This window comes from Dyella japonica A8, assembly GCF_000725385.1.
In the GTDB taxonomy this organism is placed as follows: Bacteria; Pseudomonadota; Gammaproteobacteria; order Xanthomonadales; family Rhodanobacteraceae; genus Dyella; species Dyella japonica_C.
In genome coordinates this window covers 2,290,500-2,312,650 of record NZ_CP008884.1, presented here as the reverse complement: position 1 = coordinate 2,312,650, position 22,151 = coordinate 2,290,500, and the positions used below count along the sequence as shown (strand labels likewise).

At 66.6% G+C, this 22,151-nt stretch carries 22 protein-coding genes; 15 read left to right on the top strand and 7 right to left on the bottom strand.

Annotated elements, in window-relative coordinates; translation table 11 throughout:
• Positions 1-90: 90 nt before the first annotated feature.
• From HY57_RS09600 to HY57_RS09590, 3 genes are read right to left on the bottom strand one after another with little or no spacing between them, the layout of a single operon-like run.
• Positions 91-1,038 (bottom strand): 1-phosphofructokinase family hexose kinase, encoded by a 948-nt coding sequence (locus HY57_RS09600; protein ID WP_019465167.1) that lies wholly within the window; start codon positions 1,036-1,038, stop codon positions 91-93.
• A complete protein-coding gene (locus HY57_RS09595) occupies positions 1,035-1,961 on the bottom strand; it encodes a carbohydrate kinase family protein (protein WP_019465168.1) in 927 nt (308 codons plus the stop codon). The genes HY57_RS09600 and HY57_RS09595 overlap by 4 nt, the downstream gene beginning before the upstream one ends.
• Positions 1,958-3,160, bottom strand: a complete 1,203-nt coding sequence (locus tag HY57_RS09590) for an SIS domain-containing protein (protein WP_235186639.1) — start codon at positions 3,158-3,160, stop codon at positions 1,958-1,960. The genes HY57_RS09595 and HY57_RS09590 overlap by 4 nt, the downstream gene beginning before the upstream one ends.
• Positions 3,161-3,224: 64 nt before the next feature.
• Between HY57_RS09590 and HY57_RS09585 the strand changes: the two genes are divergently transcribed.
• The 3 genes from HY57_RS09585 to agaR all read left to right on the top strand — a co-directional run bounded on the left by HY57_RS09585 (position 3,225) and on the right by agaR (position 6,447).
• Positions 3,225-4,142: a class I fructose-bisphosphate aldolase gene (locus HY57_RS09585; protein ID WP_100218195.1), complete on the top strand. Its 918-nt coding sequence runs from the start codon at positions 3,225-3,227 to the stop codon at positions 4,140-4,142.
• A gap of 14 nt (positions 4,143-4,156) precedes the next feature.
• On the top strand, positions 4,157-5,413 hold the full coding sequence (locus tag HY57_RS09580; RefSeq protein ID WP_100218196.1) for an amidohydrolase family protein: 1,257 nt from the start codon (positions 4,157-4,159) through the stop codon (positions 5,411-5,413).
• A 230-nt stretch (positions 5,414-5,643) separates the two neighbouring features.
• Positions 5,644-6,447, top strand: coding sequence for a transcriptional repressor AgaR (gene agaR, locus HY57_RS09575; protein WP_019465173.1), 804 nt, complete (start codon positions 5,644-5,646; stop codon positions 6,445-6,447).
• 27 nt (positions 6,448-6,474) lie between these two features.
• On the opposite strand, the gene HY57_RS09570 is transcribed toward agaR, so the two are convergent.
• Positions 6,475-6,657 carry a hypothetical protein gene (locus HY57_RS09570; protein WP_019465174.1) on the bottom strand — a complete coding sequence of 61 codons (183 nt, stop codon included), beginning with the start codon at positions 6,655-6,657 and terminating at the stop codon, positions 6,475-6,477.
• 99 nt (positions 6,658-6,756) lie between these two features.
• Between HY57_RS09570 and HY57_RS09565 the strand changes: the two genes are divergently transcribed.
• The 4 genes from HY57_RS09565 to HY57_RS09545 all read left to right on the top strand — a co-directional run bounded on the left by HY57_RS09565 (position 6,757) and on the right by HY57_RS09545 (position 10,179).
• Positions 6,757-7,125, top strand: a complete 369-nt coding sequence (locus HY57_RS09565) for an ArsR/SmtB family transcription factor (protein ID WP_019465175.1) — start codon at positions 6,757-6,759, stop codon at positions 7,123-7,125.
• Positions 7,122-8,081, top strand: a complete 960-nt coding sequence (locus HY57_RS21920; RefSeq protein WP_019465176.1) for an SRPBCC domain-containing protein — start codon at positions 7,122-7,124, stop codon at positions 8,079-8,081. Before HY57_RS09565 ends, HY57_RS21920 begins: the two co-directional genes overlap by 4 nt.
• Before the next feature lie 87 nt (positions 8,082-8,168).
• On the top strand, positions 8,169-9,059 hold the full coding sequence (locus tag HY57_RS09550; RefSeq protein WP_019465177.1) for a tetratricopeptide repeat protein: 891 nt from the start codon (positions 8,169-8,171) through the stop codon (positions 9,057-9,059).
• A 199-nt stretch (positions 9,060-9,258) separates the two neighbouring features.
• Entirely contained in the window at positions 9,259-10,179 is a 921-nt protein-coding gene (locus HY57_RS09545; protein WP_019465178.1) for a tetratricopeptide repeat protein, read from the top strand.
• A gap of 422 nt (positions 10,180-10,601) precedes the next feature.
• On the opposite strand, the gene HY57_RS09540 is transcribed toward HY57_RS09545, so the two are convergent.
• From HY57_RS09540 to HY57_RS09530, 3 genes are read right to left on the bottom strand one after another with little or no spacing between them, the layout of a single operon-like run.
• On the bottom strand, positions 10,602-10,901 hold the full coding sequence (locus HY57_RS09540; protein ID WP_019465179.1) for a DUF6587 family protein: 300 nt from the start codon (positions 10,899-10,901) through the stop codon (positions 10,602-10,604).
• Positions 10,898-12,742, bottom strand: a complete 1,845-nt coding sequence (gene feoB / locus HY57_RS09535; protein ID WP_019465180.1) for a ferrous iron transporter B — start codon at positions 12,740-12,742, stop codon at positions 10,898-10,900. Before feoB ends, HY57_RS09540 begins: the two co-directional genes overlap by 4 nt.
• Positions 12,739-12,984: a FeoA family protein gene (locus tag HY57_RS09530; RefSeq protein WP_026033908.1), complete on the bottom strand. Its 246-nt coding sequence runs from the start codon at positions 12,982-12,984 to the stop codon at positions 12,739-12,741. The genes feoB and HY57_RS09530 overlap by 4 nt, the downstream gene beginning before the upstream one ends.
• Positions 12,985-13,278: 294 nt before the next feature.
• On the opposite strand from HY57_RS09530, the gene HY57_RS09525 reads away from it, so the two are divergent.
• From HY57_RS09525 to HY57_RS09490, 8 genes are all read left to right on the top strand, one after another.
• On the top strand, positions 13,279-14,325 hold the full coding sequence (locus tag HY57_RS09525; protein ID WP_019465182.1) for an MBL fold metallo-hydrolase: 1,047 nt from the start codon (positions 13,279-13,281) through the stop codon (positions 14,323-14,325).
• A 335-nt stretch (positions 14,326-14,660) separates the two neighbouring features.
• Positions 14,661-15,455, top strand: a complete 795-nt coding sequence (locus tag HY57_RS09520; protein ID WP_019465183.1) for an enoyl-CoA hydratase-related protein — start codon at positions 14,661-14,663, stop codon at positions 15,453-15,455.
• 47 nt (positions 15,456-15,502) lie between these two features.
• Complete coding sequence (locus HY57_RS09515; RefSeq protein WP_019465184.1) at positions 15,503-15,895, top strand: VOC family protein; 393 nt, start codon at positions 15,503-15,505, stop codon at positions 15,893-15,895.
• A 41-nt stretch (positions 15,896-15,936) separates the two neighbouring features.
• Complete coding sequence (locus tag HY57_RS09510; protein ID WP_019465185.1) at positions 15,937-16,455, top strand: cupin domain-containing protein; 519 nt, start codon at positions 15,937-15,939, stop codon at positions 16,453-16,455.
• A gap of 296 nt (positions 16,456-16,751) precedes the next feature.
• Positions 16,752-18,740, top strand: coding sequence for an acetyl/propionyl/methylcrotonyl-CoA carboxylase subunit alpha (locus HY57_RS09505; RefSeq protein WP_019465186.1), 1,989 nt, complete (start codon positions 16,752-16,754; stop codon positions 18,738-18,740).
• Between the two features lie 329 nt (positions 18,741-19,069).
• Positions 19,070-19,966 (top strand): hydroxymethylglutaryl-CoA lyase, encoded by an 897-nt coding sequence (locus tag HY57_RS09500; RefSeq protein ID WP_038580815.1) that lies wholly within the window; start codon positions 19,070-19,072, stop codon positions 19,964-19,966.
• A 151-nt stretch (positions 19,967-20,117) separates the two neighbouring features.
• On the top strand, positions 20,118-21,374 hold the full coding sequence (locus HY57_RS09495) for a sensor histidine kinase (protein ID WP_019465188.1): 1,257 nt from the start codon (positions 20,118-20,120) through the stop codon (positions 21,372-21,374).
• Entirely contained in the window at positions 21,368-22,135 is a 768-nt protein-coding gene (locus tag HY57_RS09490) for a LytR/AlgR family response regulator transcription factor (protein WP_430536786.1), read from the top strand. The genes HY57_RS09495 and HY57_RS09490 overlap by 7 nt, the downstream gene beginning before the upstream one ends.
• Positions 22,136-22,151: the final 16 nt, after the last annotated feature.

Sequence of the window (22,151 nt, the reverse complement as noted above, 5' to 3'; positions counted from 1 at the left end):
GATGACGTCCCATGGAGTGGCCCCCATGGATTGGTTGGTGTGAACAACTCTTTGTTTCGCCCGCGTGGCGCCGAAGCACCACCCGGGAGGTCAGGCTCTCCTTGCCGGTGCGACGATGCGTTGCACGCGCACCTTGGGAAGCAGCGACTGCACAAGGCTGCGTTCCACAAAACCGGTTTCTTCGCCCATCGCATTCGCGGCGCCGCAGGCAACGGCCAAGCGCAGCGATTCATCGAACGCAAGGCCGCGCTGGTAGGCGACGGCCATGCCGGCGAGGAAACAATCCCCGGAACCCACGGCGTTCATGCTGCGCTCCAACGCGAGCGAGGCATGCCACACGCTTTCGCCATCGAAGCCGAATGCGCCCTGCTCTCCCAGCGTCACCAGCGGCCGTACGACGCCCCTCGCATAGAGTTCACGCAGCAACGTTTCCGCCTGCGCCGGTGTATCCACCGGATAACCGACCAGTTGACCGGCTTCGTCGCGATTGGGTTTGATGACGCAAGGGCGCGCATCGACGACCTGACGCAGCGTTTCACCACTGGCGTCCACCAGGCAGGCCATGCCTAGACTGGCCGCGTGCCGTACGATCTTCGCGTAGGTGTCGCTCTCGAACCCGCGCGGCAGGCTTCCGCTAAGCACCAGGGCTTCGCTGCTGTCGAGCGCGCGCTCCAGGGTGCGAAGCAATTGGTCGCGAGTGGCGGTTGTGAGCATCGGGCCCGGATCGAGCACTTCGGTCATCCGGCCGTCGCGCTCGCGCAGCGCCAGGCATTGGCGCAGGCCTTCGCCCATTTCAACGCCGTGGAACAACACGCCGCGCTCGCTCATGCGACGGGTCACGACATTGCGATGCGGTGCATCGACCAGACCCACCAGCTGCACGGGCTCCCCCAGCGCGGCGATGGTCTGTGCTACGTGCACACCCTTGCCACCGGGATAACTCTGTACCGTGCTGGCGCGCTGCACGGCACCGGGCTGCAACACGTCGAGCGTCACCAGCCGATCGATCGCCGTGTTGAAGCCGCCTACCGTGATCACGCGGCGGCCTCCAGCAGCGCGCGCACATCGTCTTCGCTGCCCTGGCAAGCCGTGCCGCCGATGCCCCGGGTAGACAGCGAACCGCAGGCGCTGCCCCAGCGCATACACGCCGTCAACGGCATGCCTTGCCGCCATGCATGCAGGAAACCGGCATCGAATGAATCGCCGGCACCGGTGCTGTCCAGCACCTGGACCGCATGAGCGGGCACGGCGAGCGGGGAGCCGTCGTCCTGGAGCGTCATGCAGCCATCGCTGCCCAGCTTGACCACGGTGAGCGTGTGCCCGTTGCGCAAGGCATGCAGCGCAGCCAGCGCAGTCGACGCGCCGCTGATCGCACAGGCCTCGCGTTCGTTCGGCAGGAATACGTCGACCAGTGGCAACAGTTCCACCAGCTCGCTGCCCCAGCGCTGGTGCGGATCAAAGCCAGGGTCGAGCGACACGGTGAGCCCCGCGCGGCGCGCACGCGCAAACAAATCGCGCAAGCCCGGACGCAGCGCGTCCTGCAGGTAATACGAGGAAACGTGCAGATGGCCGCAACGGGCCAGCAGTGCATCGTCGATCATGTCCTGCCGCAAGGCGCCAATGGCGCCGGCGTAGGTGACCAGCGCACGATCCTGCAACGATGACAATGCCACGGTGATGCCGGTCTGCAAGGACGCATCGCGCCGCACGGCGGAGACATCGATGCCCGCGTCACGCATGGCGTCGATGCAGTATTCGCCCCAGCCATCGGCACCGGTGACGCCCGCGAAGGCAACGGAATGGGCCAAGCGAGCCAGCCCTATCGCGCAGATCATCGATGAACTGCCCGGCCCCTGGCGGAAGCCGGAGGCAAGCACCTCGCCGCCGAACTCGGGCAGGCGCTCGCACCCGGTAAGCACCAGGTCGACATTGATCTCACCGGCCACCAGCAGCGGCTTCACGCGCCAGTCTCCGCGCTGTGGATAGCGAAGGGCTCGACCACGCGCGTCAGCACACCCTGCGAGGGCGCATCCGGTTGCTGGCCCAGTGCCAGACAGCGGAACAAGGCGAGCAACTGGCCCGCCACCACGTGCACCATCGCCTGCTGCGCCTCGTCCAGCTGAGACAGGCCGGGCAACTCCACCGCCACATCGTTCGGGCCGATCACGTCGGCGGGGATGGCCTCACCCACCACGATGCGCACGCCGCCGAGTTTTTTGCGCGCGATTTCACGCAGCAGGTCCAGCTCGTAGGCACGCACAGCAGACGCACTGGAGAGAAACGCGACAACGGGGCACGGCCGGTCCAGCCACGACATCGGCCCATGGCGCAGGCCCAGATAGGTTTCGCACATGGCGGAGACGGCGCCGCCGGACATCTCCAGCATCTTCAGTGCTGCTTCGCGCGCGGCGCCAAAGGCAGCGCCGCTGCCGAGATAAAGCGCGGCGTCGAAATCGGCGGCGCCTTCACGGGCCAGCGCATCGCCATGACGCTCGAACAGGAGCGTGGCGATGTTCGCGGCGAGATCCGCCAGCCCGGCATCGGCCTTGCCCGCGCGGTCGCGCAGCAGCCCACTGCCGCCCAGCACGAGGTTGGTGAAGCTGCTGGTCATCACCAGGCTGCGGTCGTTGGTGCGCGGCGACAACTGCAATACATGCACGCGCGGCTCGCTGCGATAGCGCGTTGCCAGCTGGCCCTGCGCGTTGCAGGTCACCACGAGGTGTTGATAGTCCGGCTCCGCCTCCAGCACCTGGTCCACCACGCTGGCGCTTTCCGGGCTGTTGCCCGAGCGGGCGATCGACACGAGCAGGCCGCGCCCGTGCGGCAGCGTGCCGCGACGGTGCGTCAGCAAGGTGCCTGCGGCGATGGCCTGCGAAGGCAGGCCAAGCCCGTCCTGCAGCACTGGCGCCAGACATTCGCCCACGTAGACCGAGCTGCCCGAACCGGTCAGCACGATGTGGTGCGGTGGCGTGGCGAGCAGCTCACCCAGCATGCCCTGCGTGGCGGGATCGGCTAGCCGCGTCGCGGTGTCACGCCAGGTTTCAGGCTGCTGGAGGATCTCGCGCAGGGTGTCGGTGCAGCCCAGTCGCGCCTGCTCGGCAGGCGATGCGGCTTTCAGCGATTCCAGCGTCGGAACAGTCACGGCGGGTTTGACAGGCATGGTCATCTGATGAAATATGATGTAAAACGAAAGAACACGAAACCTCAATCCCAAGGTATTCGAAATGAAACACAAGTTGCAAGGGCCTTCGATGACATCCAGCCGACTCGCTTCGCTCCCCCTTTCCCATGGCAAGCGCACCCGCCTGTGGCGCCTGCTGTATGGCAGCGGCCCGCGCAACGGCAGCCTGCTGGTGCTGCCGCTGGACCAGGGCCTGGAACATGGCCCGACCGATTTCTTCCCCCACCCGCCGGCCGTCGATCCGGGCTATCAGTTCGAGCTCGCCGAGGCCGGCGGCTTTTCCGCCATCGCGCTGGGCATTGGCCTGGCCGAAAAGTACATGACCGAGTACTGCGGCCGCGTACCGCTGATCCTCAAGCTCAACGGCAAGACCAATATCCCCAGCGATGCGGAGGCGACCTCGCCGCTGTTCGCTTCGGTGGAAGATGCCGTGCGCCTGGGCGCCGACGCTGTCGGTTACACCATGTACGTGGGCTCGCCGCGTCAGCACGATGAATTCCGCCAGTTCGAAAAGGTGCGCCAGGATTGCGAGCGCTACGGCATGCCCTTGGTGCTGTGGTCGTACCCGCGCGGCAGCGCGATCAACGCAAAGGGCGGCACCAACACGCTGTACGCGCAGGATTACGCCGCGCGCGTGGCGCTTGAACTCGGCGCTGACATCGTGAAGCTGCACGAACCCAACGACAGCGTGGCCAACGTGCCGTCGCCCTATGACAAGCTGCAGGAAGACGCCGCGGCGCGCTGCGCACGCGTGGTGCGCTCGGCCGGTCGCACGATGGTGCTGTTCTCCGGCGGCGAGAAGAACGACGACGACGCAGCCGTGCTGCGCAAGGTCGAGTTCTACATGCAGAGCGGCGCCAGCGGCGTGATGTTCGGCCGCAACATGTGGCTGCGTCCGTTCGACCAGGCGGTGGCGCTCACCCGCCAGGTGCACGACATCATGGCGCGCTATCCGGGTTGATCGGGACAGACACGATGCGTGACGCGAACCCTCGCGCCCGGCGGCGATCCGACCCGGACCGCCGCCACCTGCTCACCGCCACCCGCGCGGGTTGCGGTTGCTGCGCGCCGCCGATGCTGGGCAGCGGCAGTGGCAAGAATCCCTTGCAGACGGCAACGAAACCGGAGGGCGAGAATCTCCGCCTCACCGACTTCAAGCCGCGCAGCATGTTGCACGTGCCGGTGACCCGGGTGGAGAAACCCGCGTTTCCCGTCATCGACGTGCATACCCATTTGAGCTGGATGAGCGAAACGCGCAACGGCGTATCGCTGGGCGAGGCGATGACCTACTTCGCCGACCCCGCTGAGCTGGTGGCGCTGATGGACCGCAAGGGCATCCGCACCATGGTCAACCTGACCGGCGGCACCGGCAATGGACTGGAAGAAACCATTGCGCGTTTCGACGCCGTGGCACCCGGCCGCTTCCGCACCATGACCGAACCCTCGTTCGCGCTTTTCGCGGAAGGCGACTACCCGCGCCTGCAAGCCGAAGCCATCGAGCACGCGCACCGCTTGGGCGCCGCCGGCCTGAAACTGCTCAAGACGCTGGGTCTTTATTTGCGCGAAGGCATCGACCAGGGCGAACTCGTCGGCGTGGACGATGCACGCTTCGATCCCATGTGGGAGACCTGCGCAGCGCTGAAGATGCCGGTGTTCATCCATACCTCCGATCCGGAGGCGTTCTTTCTTCCGGGCGACAGCGCCAACGAACGCTACGAGGAATTGGCCAAGCATCCGGACTGGTCGTTCTACGGTCCCGAATATCCCAGCCATCGCGACCTGCTGACCGCCCGCGACCGCGTCATCGCACGGCATCCGGACACGACCTTCGTGCTGATGCACGTGGGCAACCAGGCCGAAGACCTTGCCACCATCGCCGAGTGCATGGACCGCCACGCCAACGTGCACGTGGACATCAGCGCACGCATCAGCGAACTGGGCCGCCAGCCGCGCATGGCGCGGCGCTTCTTCGAGCGCTACCAGGACCGCATCCTGTTCGGCACCGATGCCGTGCCGCCCCCGTACGGCAACGACGTACCGCAGCAGTTGCTGGGCGATGAACTCTACGAGATCTACTACCGTTTTCTGGAGACAGAGGACGAGTACTTCGACTACGCCCCCGCCGCCGTGCCGCCCCAGGGACGCTGGTCCATCTATGGCGTGGGCCTGCCGCCGGACATCCTGCGCAAGCTCTACCATGACAATGCGGCGCGACTGCTGGGGATGGACTGATTTGCCCCCGAGCTGGGCGCGACATCGCAAGCCTGTTCAAAGTCTTCCCATGGCTTGATCATTGTCCCATCGTCATCCCCGCGAAGGCGGGGATCCAGTGCCTTTGGCCCGGCAGAGTATCGCGGAGTGCGAAAGTCACTGGATCCCCGCCTTCGCGGGGATGACGGTCAAGAGCAAGGTCTGCGATATTTTCCACCGTCGGCCAAACAGACAGCATCAGGAACGGATCCATGACGACTCGACGCAAGGCCGCACCCGCCCCGCCGAAATTGCTGGTGGAAGAACGCCGGCGCCGCATCGTCGAACTGGTCCATCAGAAAGGCCGCGTGACGGTGGACGAACTGGTGGCGCTGTTCGGCATTTCCGCCGTCACCATCCGCGCGGACCTGGAAGCACTCGACCGCGCCGATGTCATCAGCCGCTCCCACGGTGGCGCCCTGCCCGCCGCCGCCCAGCTCGATACGCCGCTCAATATCAAGGAAACCCGGCACCACGCGCAGAAGCTGCGCATTGGCGAGGCCGCGGCGGAACTGATTGAGGACGGCGAAACCATCATCCTCGACTCCGGTTCCACCACGGCGGAAATCGCGCGTCGCATCCGCCAGCGCAAATGGACCTCGCTGACGGTGATCACCAATGCGCTGAACATCGCGATGGAGCTGTCCGCCTTGCCGGCGGTGCGCGTGATGATGCTCGGCGGCCTGCTGCGCCAGACGTCCTACTCGCTGGCCGGCCCCGACGCCGAGCAGGCGTTGTCGCGGCTCTCGGCGGATCGCCTGTTCCTGGGCGTGGATGGCCTCGATCCGGAAGTGGGCGTGACCACGCCCGATCCGCTGGAGGCTTCGCTGAATGCGCTGATGATCCGCGTGTCGCGCCAGACGGTGGCGGTGCTGGACGCCAGCAAGTTCGGCCAGCGCAGCCTATCGGTGATCGCGCCGGTCAGCGAGCTCGACCTGGTGATCAGCGACACCGCCGCGTCCGCCGATTACGTGCAGGCGCTGGAAGGCAAAGGCGTGAAAACCCTGCTGGTTTGACCGCAGGGGACTGCCGTCCCGGGTGGCTTACTTCGGAGTTCGCAGGCTGGAGTCGCGCAGCGCGGCGTCGTGGTCGACTTCGTCGTGGCCGGCAATATCCACGTTGTCCAGTTCGCCATGCGCCGGGTGATGCATGCCCGTGGGCAGAATGGCGAGGTCAGCGGCGTCACCGTCGGGCACGACGCTGTTCATGGTGAGATGGCGTTGCATCGCGAACTCCTGAAAGTCGACCGGACCTAAATAAGCCATCGCCGGCAAAATTCAACCCCGAGGTTGACATCCGCCGGCCACAGGAAGATATTCAACCATATGGTTGAATATCTTCCACCCACGCTCGACATGGTCTTTCAGGCTCTCACCGACGCCACCCGCCGCGCCATGCTGCGCAGCCTGGCGGGGGGCGATCGCAACATCGGCGAGCTGGCCGCCCCCTTCGACATGTCGCTGGCCGCGGCCTCCAAGCATGTGAAAGTGCTGGAACGGGCCGGCCTGGTGCGCCGGCTCGTGCAAGGGCGTACCCACATCTGCCGGCTGGAACCGGCCCCGCTGGCTGCCGCCGACGAATGGCTGCGCTTCTACGAACAATTCTGGAACCGCCGGCTCGATGCACTCGACGCCCTGCTCAAGGCCGAGGACGCGGCCATGGGCGAGCCCCCACCCGAAGGGAAACCGCGATGACGACCGCCACCCTGCGCACGCTGCGCATCACCCGCCATTTCGACGCCAGCCCGGAGCGCGTCTTCGACGCCTGGCTCGACCCCGCCACCGCCGGCCGCTGGCTGTTTTCCGCGCCCAACGGCGAAATGGTGAAAGTGGATATCGACGCACGGGTGGGCGGCCACTTCTGCTTCCGTGACCGCCGCGACGGCGAGGATATCGACCACATCGGCGAGTATCTGGACATCGACCGTCCGCGCCGCCTGGTCTTTACCTTCGGCGTGCCCAGGTACTCCGAGGCCATGACCCGGGTGAGCATCGACATCGTCCCCGCCGGCCACGGCTGCGAGCTGACGCTACTGCACGAAGACGTGCTGCCGGAATGGGCCGACGCGACCCGGGAAGGCTGGACCGGCATCCTCGCGCACCTCGGACAGAACCTGGACCGCCAGCCTCCGCGCCAGATCCTCGCCACCGACACCATCCGCTTCGAACGCCTGCTGCCCGGCCCGATCGAACGCGTGTGGTCCTACCTCACTGATTCGGACAAGCGCGGCCAGTGGCTCGCCAGCGGCACCATGGAGCAGCGCGTGGGCAGCGAATTTCACATGCGCTTCCACCACGCGGAGCTATCGCAGACGCCGATGCCGCCGCCCGAGCGCTTCAAGGCCTACGAAGAAGGCGTCACGTCCACGCACCGTGTCCTGGCCTGCGAGCCGCCGCGCCTGCTCACCATCACCTGGGCCAAACAGGAGGAGTCCTCGGAAGTCACCTTCGAGCTCACGCCGCAGGGCGAACAGGTGCGTCTGATCGTGACGCACCGCAAGCTCAAGCCCGCCGAGCTCGCCGGCACCAGCAGTGGCTGGCATACCCATCTGGATGTACTGGCAGATCGCCTGGACGGCCATTTGCCCCAACCGTTCTGGCCGGTGTTCAGCCACCAGCTCGCGCACTACGAAGGGCTTGCCCGGGACTGACCGCCCTGTGCGCGGCATTTGCAGGGCGGCTGGCGCGGGAGTACGTTCCGCACACCGCGCTCTCACGCAAACCAGGGAAGGATCGCCATGGCCGTGCAGACACTCTCCCGCCTTGCCTGCCTCGTCGCGCTGGCGCTGTCATCGACCGCCGCACTGGCGGTCGATGACTTGGCGCAGAAGAAAATCCCCGTCGATGACCAGCCCGTCGCAAGCGCCCCCAGGCCCGCCGACGACGGGACAGAGGACAACAGCCGCGCGTTCAACTCGCCGACCGACGATGGCCGCCCCGGCGAGTACTACTTCGCGCTGGGCGTGCAGTCGGTGAAGAAAGGCGATTTCGAGCACGCCATCGCGATGTACAAAGTGGCGGCGTCGTGGGCCTACAAGCCCGCCGAGTACAACCTTGGCGTCATGTATCTCAATGGCCAGGGCTCACCCGTGGACATGCCGCGCGCCCTCGCCTGGATGGCGCTGGCCGCGGAACGCAACGAACCGCAATACCTGCGGGCCCGCCAGCTGGTGTACGCGCATCTCACGCCCGAGCAGTACGAACAGGCCAACGTGATCTGGCGCGAACTGCTGCCCAAGTACGGCGATGAAGCGGCGCTGCCTCGCGCCAAGTCGCGCTGGCGCGAAGCCCGTGAGAATTCCACCGGCTCGCGCGTCGGTTCGTCGGCGGCGCATGTCATGGTGGGCGGTGCGGACGGCACGCCGAACCACATGAATTCGCCCAATTACGACGTCCATAGCAACTTCCACATCAGCACCAATCCGGCGGAACTCGCGGGCGTGCATCAAGGCGACGGCTCGGTCGCCTATCAAGCACTCCGCTCGACCGACAATCCCTACGATCCCAAGGTGACGGCGGTGACCGGACAGGCCACGGTGGGGCCGCTGTCCCAGGCGGATAAGAAGACCGGCGACGCCACCAAGAACCAAAGCACCAGTAACGATGGCGACAACGGCAACCACCCGTAGCCGGCGCCCGCCTTTTGCAAACGGACGTCCAAATTCCCTCGGGCCAGCGATGCCGGCCGAGGGGACAAGGATTAACCAGGGCGCATAGGCAGCGCCACTCAAAGCGCAATTTCCCGCGAAGGTGCCGGCCATTGCCCGCCAGGGGCCATGGGAGTAGCTTCGCCCTGCTGCCATCCGCAGGCAGATATGAGGTGTCGCCATGATCGCGCGAGATCACCTGGATCACCTGATACACGGGCCGCTTCGGGCCCTTGCCCTGGCCGTTTTGCTGGTGTGCCCCACCCTTCGGGCAACGGACGCCACGCTGCCGACCATCCCCATCGACACGCAGTCGCCACTACCGAAGGTGGTGAGCTACCAGGCGACGCCGGACGTCCCCACCAGCCGCACCGATCCGTTCAATCGTCCCGAGGACGATGGACGTCCGGGTGAGTATTTCTTCTACCTGGGCGCGCTGGCCAACCAGAAGCACGACTACGAGCACGCCATCGCCATGTTCAAGGTGTCGGCGTCATGGGCCTACAAGCCGGCCGAGTACAACCTGGGCGTGCTCTATCTCAACGGCCATGGTTCGCCGGTCGACCTGCCGAGCGCCATGGCATGGTTCGCGCTGGCGGCCGAGCGCAACGAAACGCAGTACGTGTACGCCAAGCAGCTGCTCTACGCGCACCTGACGCCGGAGCAGTTCGACCAGGCCAATGCGATCTGGCGCGAGCTGCTGCCCACCTACGGCGACGCGGCTGCCCTGCCCCGCGCCAAGGCGCGCTGGCGCGAAGTGCTGATCGGCGCCACGGGTTCCCGCGTGGGGTCGGCGGCGCCGCACCTGATGGTCGGCGGCACCGTGGGCTCAGACAGCCATCAGTCGACGATCAACTACGACGTGGGCAATGGCGGGATCATGGCCGTCACGCCGGGCGAGATCACCGGCGTGCACCAGACCGATGGCGTCATCGCTTACCAGCAGCTGCGCGCCAGCAGCGATCCGTATGATCCGAAGTTCACCTCTTACCTGCGGTCGGGCACCGTCACTGTGGGCATCCTTACGCCGGTGAAACCGGACGACCCGGCCATGCGCGGGATCCATCCGCCGATGGACCCGCCACCGTCGAGCCATCAGTGAGGCTCAAAGAGCCTGTTAACGAATCCGGCAAAACCGGTTTCCCTCACCGTCATTCCCGCGAAAGCGGGGATGACGAGCAAAAAGATGTCGCTTTTCGGAGACGCCCAGAAGATCTTGAACAGGCTCTAAGAGCCCGTTCACGATTCCCCGCAAAACCGGTTTCCCTCACCGTCATTCCCGCGAAAGCGGGGATGACGAGCAAAAAGATGTCGCTTTTCGGAGACGCCCAGAAGATCGTGAACAGGCTCTAAGAGCCCGTTCACGATTCCCGCAAAACCGGTTTCCCTCACCGTCATTCCCGCGAAAGCGGGAATCCAGCGCCTTTATGCACGATGAGAAGGCACTGGATTCCCGCTTTCGCGGGAATGACGGTGAGGAAATAGGCGAATATCCGAAGATCGTGAACACGCTCCAAGGCCGCGTCACTTGCCGCGCGGGCGAAACTCCAGCGGGTAGACGTCTCGCGCGGCGGCCGGTGCCTTCGGGCCACAGGAACCGCAGGTATCGCAGCCGTCGCTGCAGTTGCCGGTGGATTGCTTCGGCTGCAGGCGCCGCGCGAGCGTGCGCTTCCAGGCCGTGCTGCCGGGGCGGTCCAGGCGCAGCGCCAGCGTCGCCAGCCAGCGGCTGGTCAGTTGCGGCGCCAGCTTGCGCAAGGTGATCCACGCGCCGATCAGCACGACCACGCCGACGATCACGTACTGCACGAGCAGGCCGGTGCTCATGTCAGCCAGCTCGCGATCTGGTAGGTGAGGAACGACGCGACATACGCCACCGCGAACATGTAGCCGAACGAGATGCCCACGTTGCGCCACGAGTTGGTCTCGCGGCGGATCACCGCCAGCGTGGACATGCACTGGGGCGCAAAGGCGAACCACACCATCAGCGACAGCGCGCTGGCCAGCGAGAAGTTGGCCGCCAGCGCCTGGGCAAGGCCCGCGCCATCCGCGCCTTCGCCACCCACCGCATACACGGTGGCGAGTGCCGCGACCGCGGTTTCGCGCGCGGCGAAGGCCGGAATCAGCGACACGCTCATCTGCCAGTTGAAGCCCAGCGGCGCGAAGATGACCTGCAGGCCGCGGCCGATGTAGCCGGCAAAGCTGTAATCGATGGCCGGGCCCGTCGCCCCCGCCGGTGCCGACGGGAAGGTGGACAGGAACCACATCAAAATCGTCAGGCCCAGGATCACGCCGGTAAGGCGCTTCATGAAGATCATGCCGCGCTCCCACAGGCCGATGGCCACGTCGCGCACATTGGGCAGGCGATAGGACGGCAGTTCCATCAGCAAAGCGTGCTCGCTGCGATCGCGACGCAGCTTCTTCATCACCCAGCCCACCAGCATCGCGCCGAGGATGCCGATGGCGTAGAGCGCGAACAGCACCAGGCCCTGCATGTTGAAGATGCCGAGCACGCGGCGGGTGGGAATGAACGCGCCGATCAGCAGCGCATACACCGGCAGGCGCGCCGAGCACGTCATCAGCGGCGCGACCAGGATGGTCGACAGACGGTCGCGCGGATCGGTGATGCTGCGCGTGCCCATGATGCCGGGAATCGCACACGCAAAGCTGGAAAGCAGCGGGATGAACGAACGCCCCGTCAGGCCCACCGACACCATCAGGCGATCGAGCAGGAAGGCCGCGCGCGGCAGGTAACCGGACTCCTCCAGCACCAGGATGAAGAAGAACAGCACCAGGATCACGGGCAGGAAACCCACCACCGTGCCCAGGCCGCCGAACACGCCGTCCACGACCAGGCTCTGCAGCGGCCCCGCCGGCATCCACGCAGTGGCGTGTGCGCCCAGCCAGCCGAAACCATCGCCGATAAGGTCGGACATCGGCTTGCCGGCGGCGTACACCGCCTGGAACACCAGGAACATCACGACCGTGAGGATGGCCAGGCCGAACACCGGATGCAGCGCCCAGTGATCGAGCGCATCGTCGATCTTCGCGGTGGCGCGCGGCATGGTGACGGTGGCCGCCATCAACTCGCGCACCTGCGCGTGCAGGTCGGCGCGGCTGGCCGCGTCATCGGGCTGCGCGGGCGGCGCCTCCGGGATCGCGCCGTCGACGCGGGCGATCAGCGCCTTCACGCCATCGCGCTTCACCGCCACGGTTTCCACCACGGGCACGCCAAGACGGCGCGACAACTCCGCCACGTCGATGGCAATGCCGCGTCGACGCGCGGCGTCCATCATGTTGAGCGCCAGCACGACGGGAAGACCCAAGCGCTTCACTTCCAGCACGAAACGCAGGTGCAGGCGCAGGTTGGTGGCATCGGCCACGCAGACCACCAGGTCTGGCACGGCCTCGCCCGGATACTTGCCTTCCAATACGTCGCGGGTGATCTGTTCGTCGGGGCTGGTGGCATCGAAGCTGTAGGTGCCTGGCAGGTCGAGCAGGTGCAGCACGCGGCCGGAGGGCGCGGTGAAGCGACCTTCCTTGCGTTCCACCGTCACGCCGGCGTAGTTCGCCACCTTCTGGCGGCCGCCGGTGAGCTGGTTGAACAGCGCCGTCTTGCCGCAATTGGGGTTGCCGACCAGGGCGATGCGCAAGGTGCTGGCACTCATGCCACGTGCTCCGCATGGACCAGCACGCGCTCGGCCTCCTTGCGACGCAGGGCGAAACGCGTGGAGCCGATCTGGATCAGCAGGGGATCCGCCCCCATCGGGCCTTGCGCCACCACGCGGACGGGTTCACCCGACACGAAACCCAGGTCGCGCAGGCGCTGCGCGATCACATCGGAAGCATGAGCATCGTCCACTCGGTCCACTACGGCAGTAGCTCCTTTCGGAAGATCGGACAGGCGCACTGGTCACCAACTCAAATAAGAATGGTTCGCATTGTACCTGAGTCCCCCGGAGACTGCAGCGCGGCCCAATGCCGCCGGCACCACGGCCACCGCAAGAACCTGAAGGCTGAATCGCCGCCGGTGTTGCCGACTTGGAAGTCGCCCCGGCCGCCCCGATAGCAACCAGGCAGGTCGTCGCGTGGGTCGCGATGCCCGGTGCGGCGGCGCTCCCCCCCCCGCCTCGTCACCCCCAACGATGCTGAGGTCCCCATGGCTTTGTTTGCCCGACATGCGACCGGTTTACGCCTGGAACGCATGCAAGCGTCCCCGCAGTTCGCCGGCGAAGGCTTCGTCAACACGTATTCGTCCAGCGCGCCGCGCGTCGTGGACGACAAACCCTCGCTCACCGATTTCATCTTCCGCGGCGAAGGCCGCACGCCGTCGAAGCCGCTGCCTTCGCAGGACCCGCGCGCCCAGTGGACGCGCCCGGTCGAAACCGGCCTGCGCACCACCTGGCTGGGCCACTCCACCGTGCTGCTGGAAATCGACGGCGTGCGCGTGCTCACCGACCCGGTGTGGGGTGAGCGCGCGTCGCCGTTCTCCTTCATGGGCCCCAAGCGCTTCCAGCCGGTGCCGGTGGACATCGCCGCCCTACCGCCGCTGGATGCCGTGCTGATTTCGCACGACCACTACGACCACCTGGACTATCCAAGCATCCGCGAACTGGCGAAGTTGCGGGTGCCCTTCATCACGTCGCTGGGCGTGGGCGTCCATCTGGAAGCATGGGGCGTGCCGGCGGAGCGCATCATCGAGCTGGACTGGTGGGAGAGCACCACGCTGCCGCGCGGACTCACGCTTACCGCCGCACCTTCACATCACTTCTCTGGCCGCAGCCTGCACGACCGCAACGCCACGCTGTGGTCGTCCTTCGTGCTCCGTGGCGAGCGGCACGCCGTGTTCTTCAGCGGCGACACCGGCTTGTCGCCGCATTTCGCCGAGATTGGCCAGCGGCTGGGCCCGTTCGATCTGGTGATGATCGAAGTGGGGGCTTTCCATCCGTCCTGGGGCAGCGTGCACCTGGGCCCGGACAACGCCATCACGGCGTGGCGCCAGCTTGGCAGCGGACGCTTCCTGCCGGTGCATTGGGGCACCTTCAACCTGGCCATGCATCCCTGGGCGGAACCCGCCGAGGTACTGCTGGCGAAAGTGACCGAAGGGCTGGTCATGCCACGCCTGGGCGAAGCCATCGAGCCGGCACGGTTCGACACCGTGCAGCCGTGGTGGCGCGACGTGGCCTCTGGCCACTGGCAGGGGTCGGCGCTGGAAGCCGCCGAATTCCTGGTGCTGCCGGCGAAGGATTGATGGCCTGTTCGAGACCCCCGCTTGCCCTCACCGTCATTCCGGCGCAGGCCGGAGGCGCCTTTCAACAGCCGAATGGCTGGTCATCCAGTGGCCTCGTGGCTCGGTTTTCGCGAAAGAACCAAACGCCTTGACGTCGCGCGACAACCGACCACATTCGTCACTGGATGACCAGCCATTCGGCTGTTGAAAGGCGCCTCCGGCCTGCGCCGGAATGACGGTGAGGGGAACGAGTGCTCGGGCGGGATGTTGAGCGGGCTCTGAGGCACGTCTCGCCAACAATGAGTCTCGCCGACGAGGGTTCGGTTTACGATGTCGCTCCCCAGCAGGAGCTTCCCATGACCAGCAGCATCCAGATCGCCGACCACGCCGGCGTCCGCCGCATCACGCTCAACCGCCCGCAGGTGCACAACGCGTTTGACGACGGCCTGATCGCCGAGCTCACCGCGGCGCTGGTGCAGGTGGGCAAGGACGACGCGGTGCGGGCGGTGGTGCTCACCGGCGAAGGCGCCAGCTTTTCGGCCGGCGCGGACCTGAACTGGATGCGCGGCATGGCGGCCGCCAGCGAAGCGGAGAACCGCGAGGATTCCCTGCGCCTGGCCACCCTGATGCGCACCCTGCAATACCTGTCCAAGCCCACCATTGCCCGGGTGAACGGCGCGGCCTACGGCGGCGGCGTGGGGCTGGTGGCGTGCTGCGACATCGCCATTGGCGTGGACACCGCGCGCTTTGGCCTGACGGAAGTGAAGCTGGGCCTGGTGCCGGCGGTGATCTCGCCCTACGTGATCCATGCCATCGGCCTGCGCCACGCGCGCCGTCTCTTTGTCACTGGCGAACTGTTCGACGCTGCCACGGCGGAGCAGATTGGCCTGCTGCACCAATGCGTGCCCGCCGACCAGTTGGACGACGCCGTCAACGCAACGCTTGCCCTGCTCGCCAAGGCCGGCCCGGTGGCGCAGGCGGAGGCCAAGCAGTTGGCACTGCGCATGTCGGGTGCCGACGAAGCGCGGGCCGCGCAGCTCGACCACGAGAACGCCGCACTCATCGCGCGCCTGCGCGTCTCCGCGGAAGGCCAGGAAGGGCTGGGCGCGTTCCTGTCCAAACGCGCCGCCGCATGGTGCGCACAAGGCTGACCACCCTATCGCATACTCGTCGCCCTATCGCACAAGGAAACGGCGCCATGATCGACCACGTTGGATTGCAGGTTTCAGGCTACGAGAGAAGCCGGGAGTTCTACCGCAAGGCGCTGGCGCCGCTGGGTGCCGAACTGGTCATGGAAGTCACCGAGGAGCAGACCGGCGATGGCGCCCATGCCGGCTTCGGCGTTGATGGACGCCCGACCTTCTGGATCGGCACGTCGCAGCAGGCCCATGCCAACGGCATCGTGCACGTGGCGTTCACCGCAGCCAGCCGCGCCGCGGTCATGGCATTCCACCGCGCTGCGCTGGAAGCCGGTGGCAAGGACAACGGCGCACCGGGGCTGCGTCCGCATTACCACGCGCATTATTACGGCGCTTTCGTGCTCGACCCGGACGGACACAACATCGAAGCCGTCTGCCACGCACCGGCCTGACGCCAGCGCCTGTTTACGATCTCAGCCAGGGACATCACGCCATGACCCACCCCGTCATCAACATTGCCGACGTCGAACTACAGCCCTTCCCGCCCGGCATGGGTCCCACCGGCGACACCGCCGAGCGTTTCGAGGCGCGCATGGGCCGCTTCTCCGCGCAGATCGGCGCGAAGAAGCTGGGCTACAACCTCACCGTCGTGCCACCGGGCAAGCGCGCGTTCCCCCTGCATTGCCATCGCATCAACGAGGAAATGTTCTTCATCCTCGAAGGCAGCGGCGAAGTGCGTTTTGGCGACCAACGCCATCCGATCCGCGCGGGCGATGTGATCGCCTGCCCACCGGGCGGCCCCGAGAAAGCGCACCAGATCATCAATACCGGTGCCACCGACATGCGCTACCTCGCGGTGAGCACGAAGGAGTCCCCGGAGATCTGTGAGTACCCGGACACCGGCAAGGTCGGCATCCTCGCCGAATACCCGCCCGCCGCCGACGGCAAGCCGCAAGGTTTCAGGATGGTGACGCGCGCGGACATGCAGGTGGGGTATTGGGAGGGGGAGTAGGCGTTCCTCCACGCGCGTTATTACGCTCGAGGAAAGGCGCTGGATTCCCGCTCTCGCCCCCTTTTCGGGGTTCGGGGAATGACGATCAAAAAACGGAGGCTTGACCGGGAATTTCCCGGACACTTCAGCCGTCATTCCCGCGAAAGCGGGAATCCAGCGCCTTCGTTCCAACGCATCGAAACCATCCCAACCGCGCGGATGGCCCGCCAGGTCTCGCCTTGAAATGCTGCGCCGCGCATCGGCGGCGGCGCGCTGATCTGCTAATTTTGGCAGCTTCGCATCATCCCGGAAGCCGCATGTTCGAGCGCGTACTCATTGCCAACCGTGGCGAGATCGCCTGCCGCGTCATTCGCACCTGCCGGCGGCTGGGCATCCACACCATCGCCGTGTATTCGGAAGCCGACGCCAATGCGCAGCATGTGCGCCTGGCGGATGAAGCCTGGCCCATCGGCGGCCCCCGCCCGACGGAATCCTATCTGCGCGGCGAGGTGATCCTTGATGTCGCTCGCAAGAGCGGTGCGCAGGCGATCCATCCCGGTTACGGCTTCCTGTCCGAGAACACCGCGTTCGCACGCGCCTGCACCGACGCCGGTATCGCCTTCATCGGCCCACGCCCGGAAAGCATTGACGCCATGGGTTCCAAGGCCGCCGCCAAAGCGCTGATGGAAAAGCATCAGGTGCCGCTGGTGCCCGGTTACCACGGCGAAGACCAGTCCGACGCCGTGCTCGCCGAACAGGCCCGCCGCACCGGTTTCCCGCTGATGATCAAGGCCGCAGCCGGTGGTGGCGGCAAGGGCATGCGCATCGTGCGCGCCGAAGCGGAGTTCGCCGCGGCGCTGGCCTCGGCGCAACGCGAAGCGGCCAGTTCGTTCGGCGACACGCGCGTCATCCTCGAGCGCTACGTCGAACATCCGCGCCACATCGAATTCCAGGTGTTCGGCGACACGCAGGGCAACATCATCCACCTCAACGAGCGCGAATGCTCCGCGCAGCGCCGTTACCAGAAGGTGCTGGAGGAAACCCCCTCGCCCTTCCTCGACGACGCGCGACGTGCAGCGATGGGCGCCGCCGCCGTAGCCGCAGCCAGCGCGGTGAACTATGTCGGTGCCGGCACGGTGGAATTCATCGTCGGCCAGGACGGTGAGTTCTTCTTCATGGAGATGAACACGCGCCTGCAGGTCGAGCATCCCGTCACCGAGGAAACGCTGGGACTGGACCTGGTGGAGTGGCAGCTGCGCGTCGCCGCCGGCGAACCGCTGCCGCTCGCGCAGGAACAGGTCAAAGCCCATGGTCACGCCATCGAAGTGCGCCTGTATGCGGAAGATCCGGACCAGAACTTCCTGCCCGGCTCGGGCAAGCTGGTCAAGCTGCGCCTGCCCGCGCCTTCGCGCCATGTGCGCCTGGACGGCGGCGTGATCGAAGGCGACACCGTCACCATCTTCTACGACCCGATGATCGCCAAGCTCATCGTGTGGGACGTGGATCGCCCACAGGCCCTGCAGCGCCTGCGCGATGCGCTGATGGCCAGCGAGATCGTGGGGCCGAAATCCAACATCGCCTTCCTCGAGCGACTGTCACGCCACCCCGTGGTGGTCGAAGGCCGCATCGATACCGGTTACCTCGACCGCCATCTGGACCAGTTCCTGGCCGGCGATGCCGCGCCGCACGCACGCATGCTGTTCGCCGCCGCCGTGGCGGCCCTGATGCACGATGAGCGCAGCGTGCCATCGAACGCCAGCGACCCCCATTCGCCGTGGTCGCGCGCCGATGCCTGGCGCGTGGGTCATGCCGGCAAGCGCATCGTCGCCCTGTCGCTGCACGGCCTACGCCACGAGATCGAGGCATACGGCCATGACGGTGACTATCGCCTGCACCACGGCGACGCCACGTCGGACGTCCACGGCGCACGCCTCGGCGACGATGCGCTGAGCGCGCGCTTCGACGGCGAAGCCGTGCGCGTGCCCGTGCGCATCGATGCCGCGCGCGTGACCGTGCACGACACGCACGGCAATCGCCATGCGTTCGAGCGCGCCGCGGCGTTCGCCTGGGAATCGAAGGAGGCCGCAGGCGGCAACCAGATCGTCGCCCCCATGCCCGGCCGCATCGTGCTGGTGAAAGCCAATGCGGGCGACACGGTGGAGGAAGGCCAGGAGCTGCTGGTGATGGAAGCGATGAAGATGGAGCTGGCGCTGAAGGCGCCGCGTGCCGGCAACATCGCAAGCATCCACGCCGCGCAGGGTGATTTTGTCGAGGCGGACACGGTCCTGCTGCGATTCGCCGACTGAGGCTTTCCATCTCGTGGCGAGAAGCGGGCCAACCGGCCCGCCGACGCTTCACGCCCCGCCTGAAGTGGATGCGCCTGGGCCTGCTGCAGCAAAAGGCAACCCGGCAGCCTCTCCTACCTGTCATTCCGGCGCAGGCCGGAATCCAGTAGCGCCAGTGCCGGGTTTTCGCGTGCACGTGTGGAGCAAGTCGCGAAAACCGGATGTACTCGCCACTGGATTCCGGCCCTCGCCCCCTTTTGTGGGGTGCGCCGGAATGACGGGCGATGAGGACCGACGCTGCCCGGGTATCACTTTCACCCCCACACCACGAACGCGCTATGCTCCCCGGCATGAGCACAAACCATGTCCGCATCGTCGAAGTCGGCGCGCGCGACGGCCTGCAGAATGAGAAGACCCTGCTGCCCGCCGACGTGAAGATCGCGTTGATCGATCGCCTCTCCAGCACCGGCCTGAAAACCATCGAAGCGACCAGCTTCGTCAGCCCCAAGTGGGTGCCGCAACTGGCCGACGCCGCCGAGGTGTTCCAGCACATCCGCAAGCTGCCCGGCGTGAGCTATCCCGTGCTGGTGCCCAACGAACAGGGTTATGAACGCGCGCGCGCCGTGGGTGTCACGGAGATCGCCGTGTTCACGGCGGCGTCCGAGGCCTTCAACCGCAAGAACATCAACGCGTCGATCGACGAATCCATCGAACGCTTCATCCCGGTGATGAAGCGCGCGAAGGAAGACGGCGTGAAGGTGCGCGGCTACGTTTCCACCGTGCTGGGCTGCCCCTACCAGGGCGAGGTGCCGGTGAGCGACGTGGTGCGCGTGGCCCGTCGCCTGCACGAAGTCGGCTGCTACGAAATCTCGCTCGGCGACACCATCGGCGTCGGCACGCCCGCCAAGGCGCGCGCCATGCTCAAGGCGGTCGCGCAGGAGGTGCCCATGCCGGCGCTGGCCGTGCACTTCCACGACACCTACGGACAGGCACTGGCCAATATCCTCGCCTGCCTGGAAGAAGGCGTGCGCGTGGTCGACAGCGCGGTCTCCGGCACGGGCGGCTGCCCCTACGCCAAGGGCGCCACCGGCAACGTCGCCAGCGAGGACGTGGTCTACATGCTGCACGGGCTGGGCATGGAAACCGGCATCGACCTGGACATCCTGGTGGCCACCGGCGCCTGGCTGGCCGGCCAGCTGCACAAGGAAACCGCCAGCCGCGTGACGCGGGCGCTCACCGCCGCCTGATCCCCCCGGCGCCGGCCTGCGGCGCCCGGATTCGCTCCCGCCCGGGGCCGCTTCGTCGCCCCGCAGGCGGTTTCGTCGAAAAGCGCGCGCCGACCGCGGGCGGGCTGGTTATTCTCCGGGGCATCCGATCCAAGCCAGGGATGCCGCCGTGATGAAGAGCTTTTTCTTCGTGTTCCGCCTTGTCGTGTTCTGGTTCTTCGTACTGCTGTTCGTGGCGCTGATGCTTGCCAACACGGCGCCGTTCCGCCACCACGACGCGGCACCGACATTCATCCTGCTGATCTTCATCGCCCTGATGCTGGTGGTGACCGGCGCCGTCTCGCACCTGCGTCGCGTCCGCCTGATCGCCGGCCACCTCGACGACAGCACCATGGGCAATCGCCAGCGCCGGCAGATCGAGATCCCGTTCGAGGCCGGCGAAGCGTTCGACCTGCTCGATGCCGCCATCCGCGAGCTGCCACGCTCGGAAGACGTGGAGAGCGCGCGCGACAGCCTGCAGGTACGCGCCAAGGTGCAGCGACCCAAGCCCTACGGGCATCACCCGCTGGGAAGGCTGGACCCATCCCGCTGGTTCGGCCACCTGCGCAACCAGATCTTCGCCACGGTGACGCCCGGCGACGGCACCGGCAGCGTCACGCTGATCTGCGAGCCCGAAGCCGGCGCATGGAGCGACTGGTTTCGCGTGGACGACGGCACCAACCTGGAGAACGCCGAAGCCATCACCCGGGCCATCACGCGCCGCATCGCGGAGAAGCGCCGCAACGAACAAATGCGCGCCCGCCAGACGGAAACCGAGAAGGAACGCACCGTGGCCCGCCTCAATCTGCTGCATGCACAGGTGGAACCGCACTTTCTCTACAACACGCTGGCCAGTGCGCAGTACCTCACGCGCACCGATCCGCAACAGGCGGACCACATGCTGGGGCACCTGATCCACTACCTGCGCCACTCCCTCCCGCAGCGCGACGACGCCCTCTCCACGCTGGGCGACGAACTGGAGCGCACGAGCGCCTATCTGGAGATCATGCGCCTGCGCATGGGGCCGCGCCTGGCCCTGCAGATCGACGTGCCGGACACGCTGCGTGCCTTCGCCATCCCGCCGATGATGCTGCAGACGCTGGTGGAGAACGCGATCAAGCATGGCCTGGAACCCAAGCCCGGCGGCGGCACGGTGTGGATCCTCGCCCGCCAGGACGATGGCGCCATCGCCATCACCGTGGCCGACGACGGCCGGGGCTTCAACGAGGCAGGCGGCGGCACCGGCATCGGCCTGAAGAACGTGCGCGAACGGCTGCGCCTGATCTACGGCGCCGAGGCATCGCTCTCGGTGGTCAGCAACGCGCCTGAAGGCGTGGCCGCCACCATCACCCTGCCCCCGCGCAGCACCACCACGGAAACCGTATCGTGACCACCGCGATCCTCGCCGAAGACGAAGCCCTGCTGCGCACCGCCCTGCGCGACCTGCTCGCACGCGTCTGGCCGGAACTGCACGTGGTGGCCGAGTGCGAAGACGGCGCCAGTGCGCTGGAAGCCATCAGTGACCATCGCCCGGATGTCGCTTTCCTCGACATCCGCATGCCCGGCCTCAGCGGACTGGAAGTCGCCGCCGCCACGGCGGAAGCGAGCCCGGATACGCAGGTCGTGTTCACCACAGCCTACGACCAGTACGCCATCGATGCGTTTGAGCGGGGCGCGGTGGACTACCTGCTCAAGCCCATTACCGAAGCCAGGCTCACGGCGACCATGCAGCGCCTGCAGTCACGCGCCACGCCCCGCGCCACCGATGCCGCTGCGCTGTCCCAGTTGCTGCGCGACGTGATGCTGCACCCCGGCACGCGTGCCGAGCCGCTCACCTGGATCACCGCCAGCAGCGGCCGCGAGACGCGCCTGATCATGGTGGACGACGTGGCCTACTTCCGCGCCGACAGCAAATACACCGTGGCCATGACCGCCGAAGGCGAGGCCCTGCTGCGCAAGCCCATCCGCGAACTCGCGGCCATGCTCGATCCCACCGTGTTCAAGCAGATCCACCGTTCCACCATTGTCAACCTGCGCGCGGTCGCATCCATCGTCCGCGACGACACCGGCAAGGGCACGCTGCGCCTGAAGCAACGGCCCGAAACCCTGGTCGTAAGCCAGCCCTTCATGACGCTGTTCCGGAACATGTAAACGAACGCGTCCACTG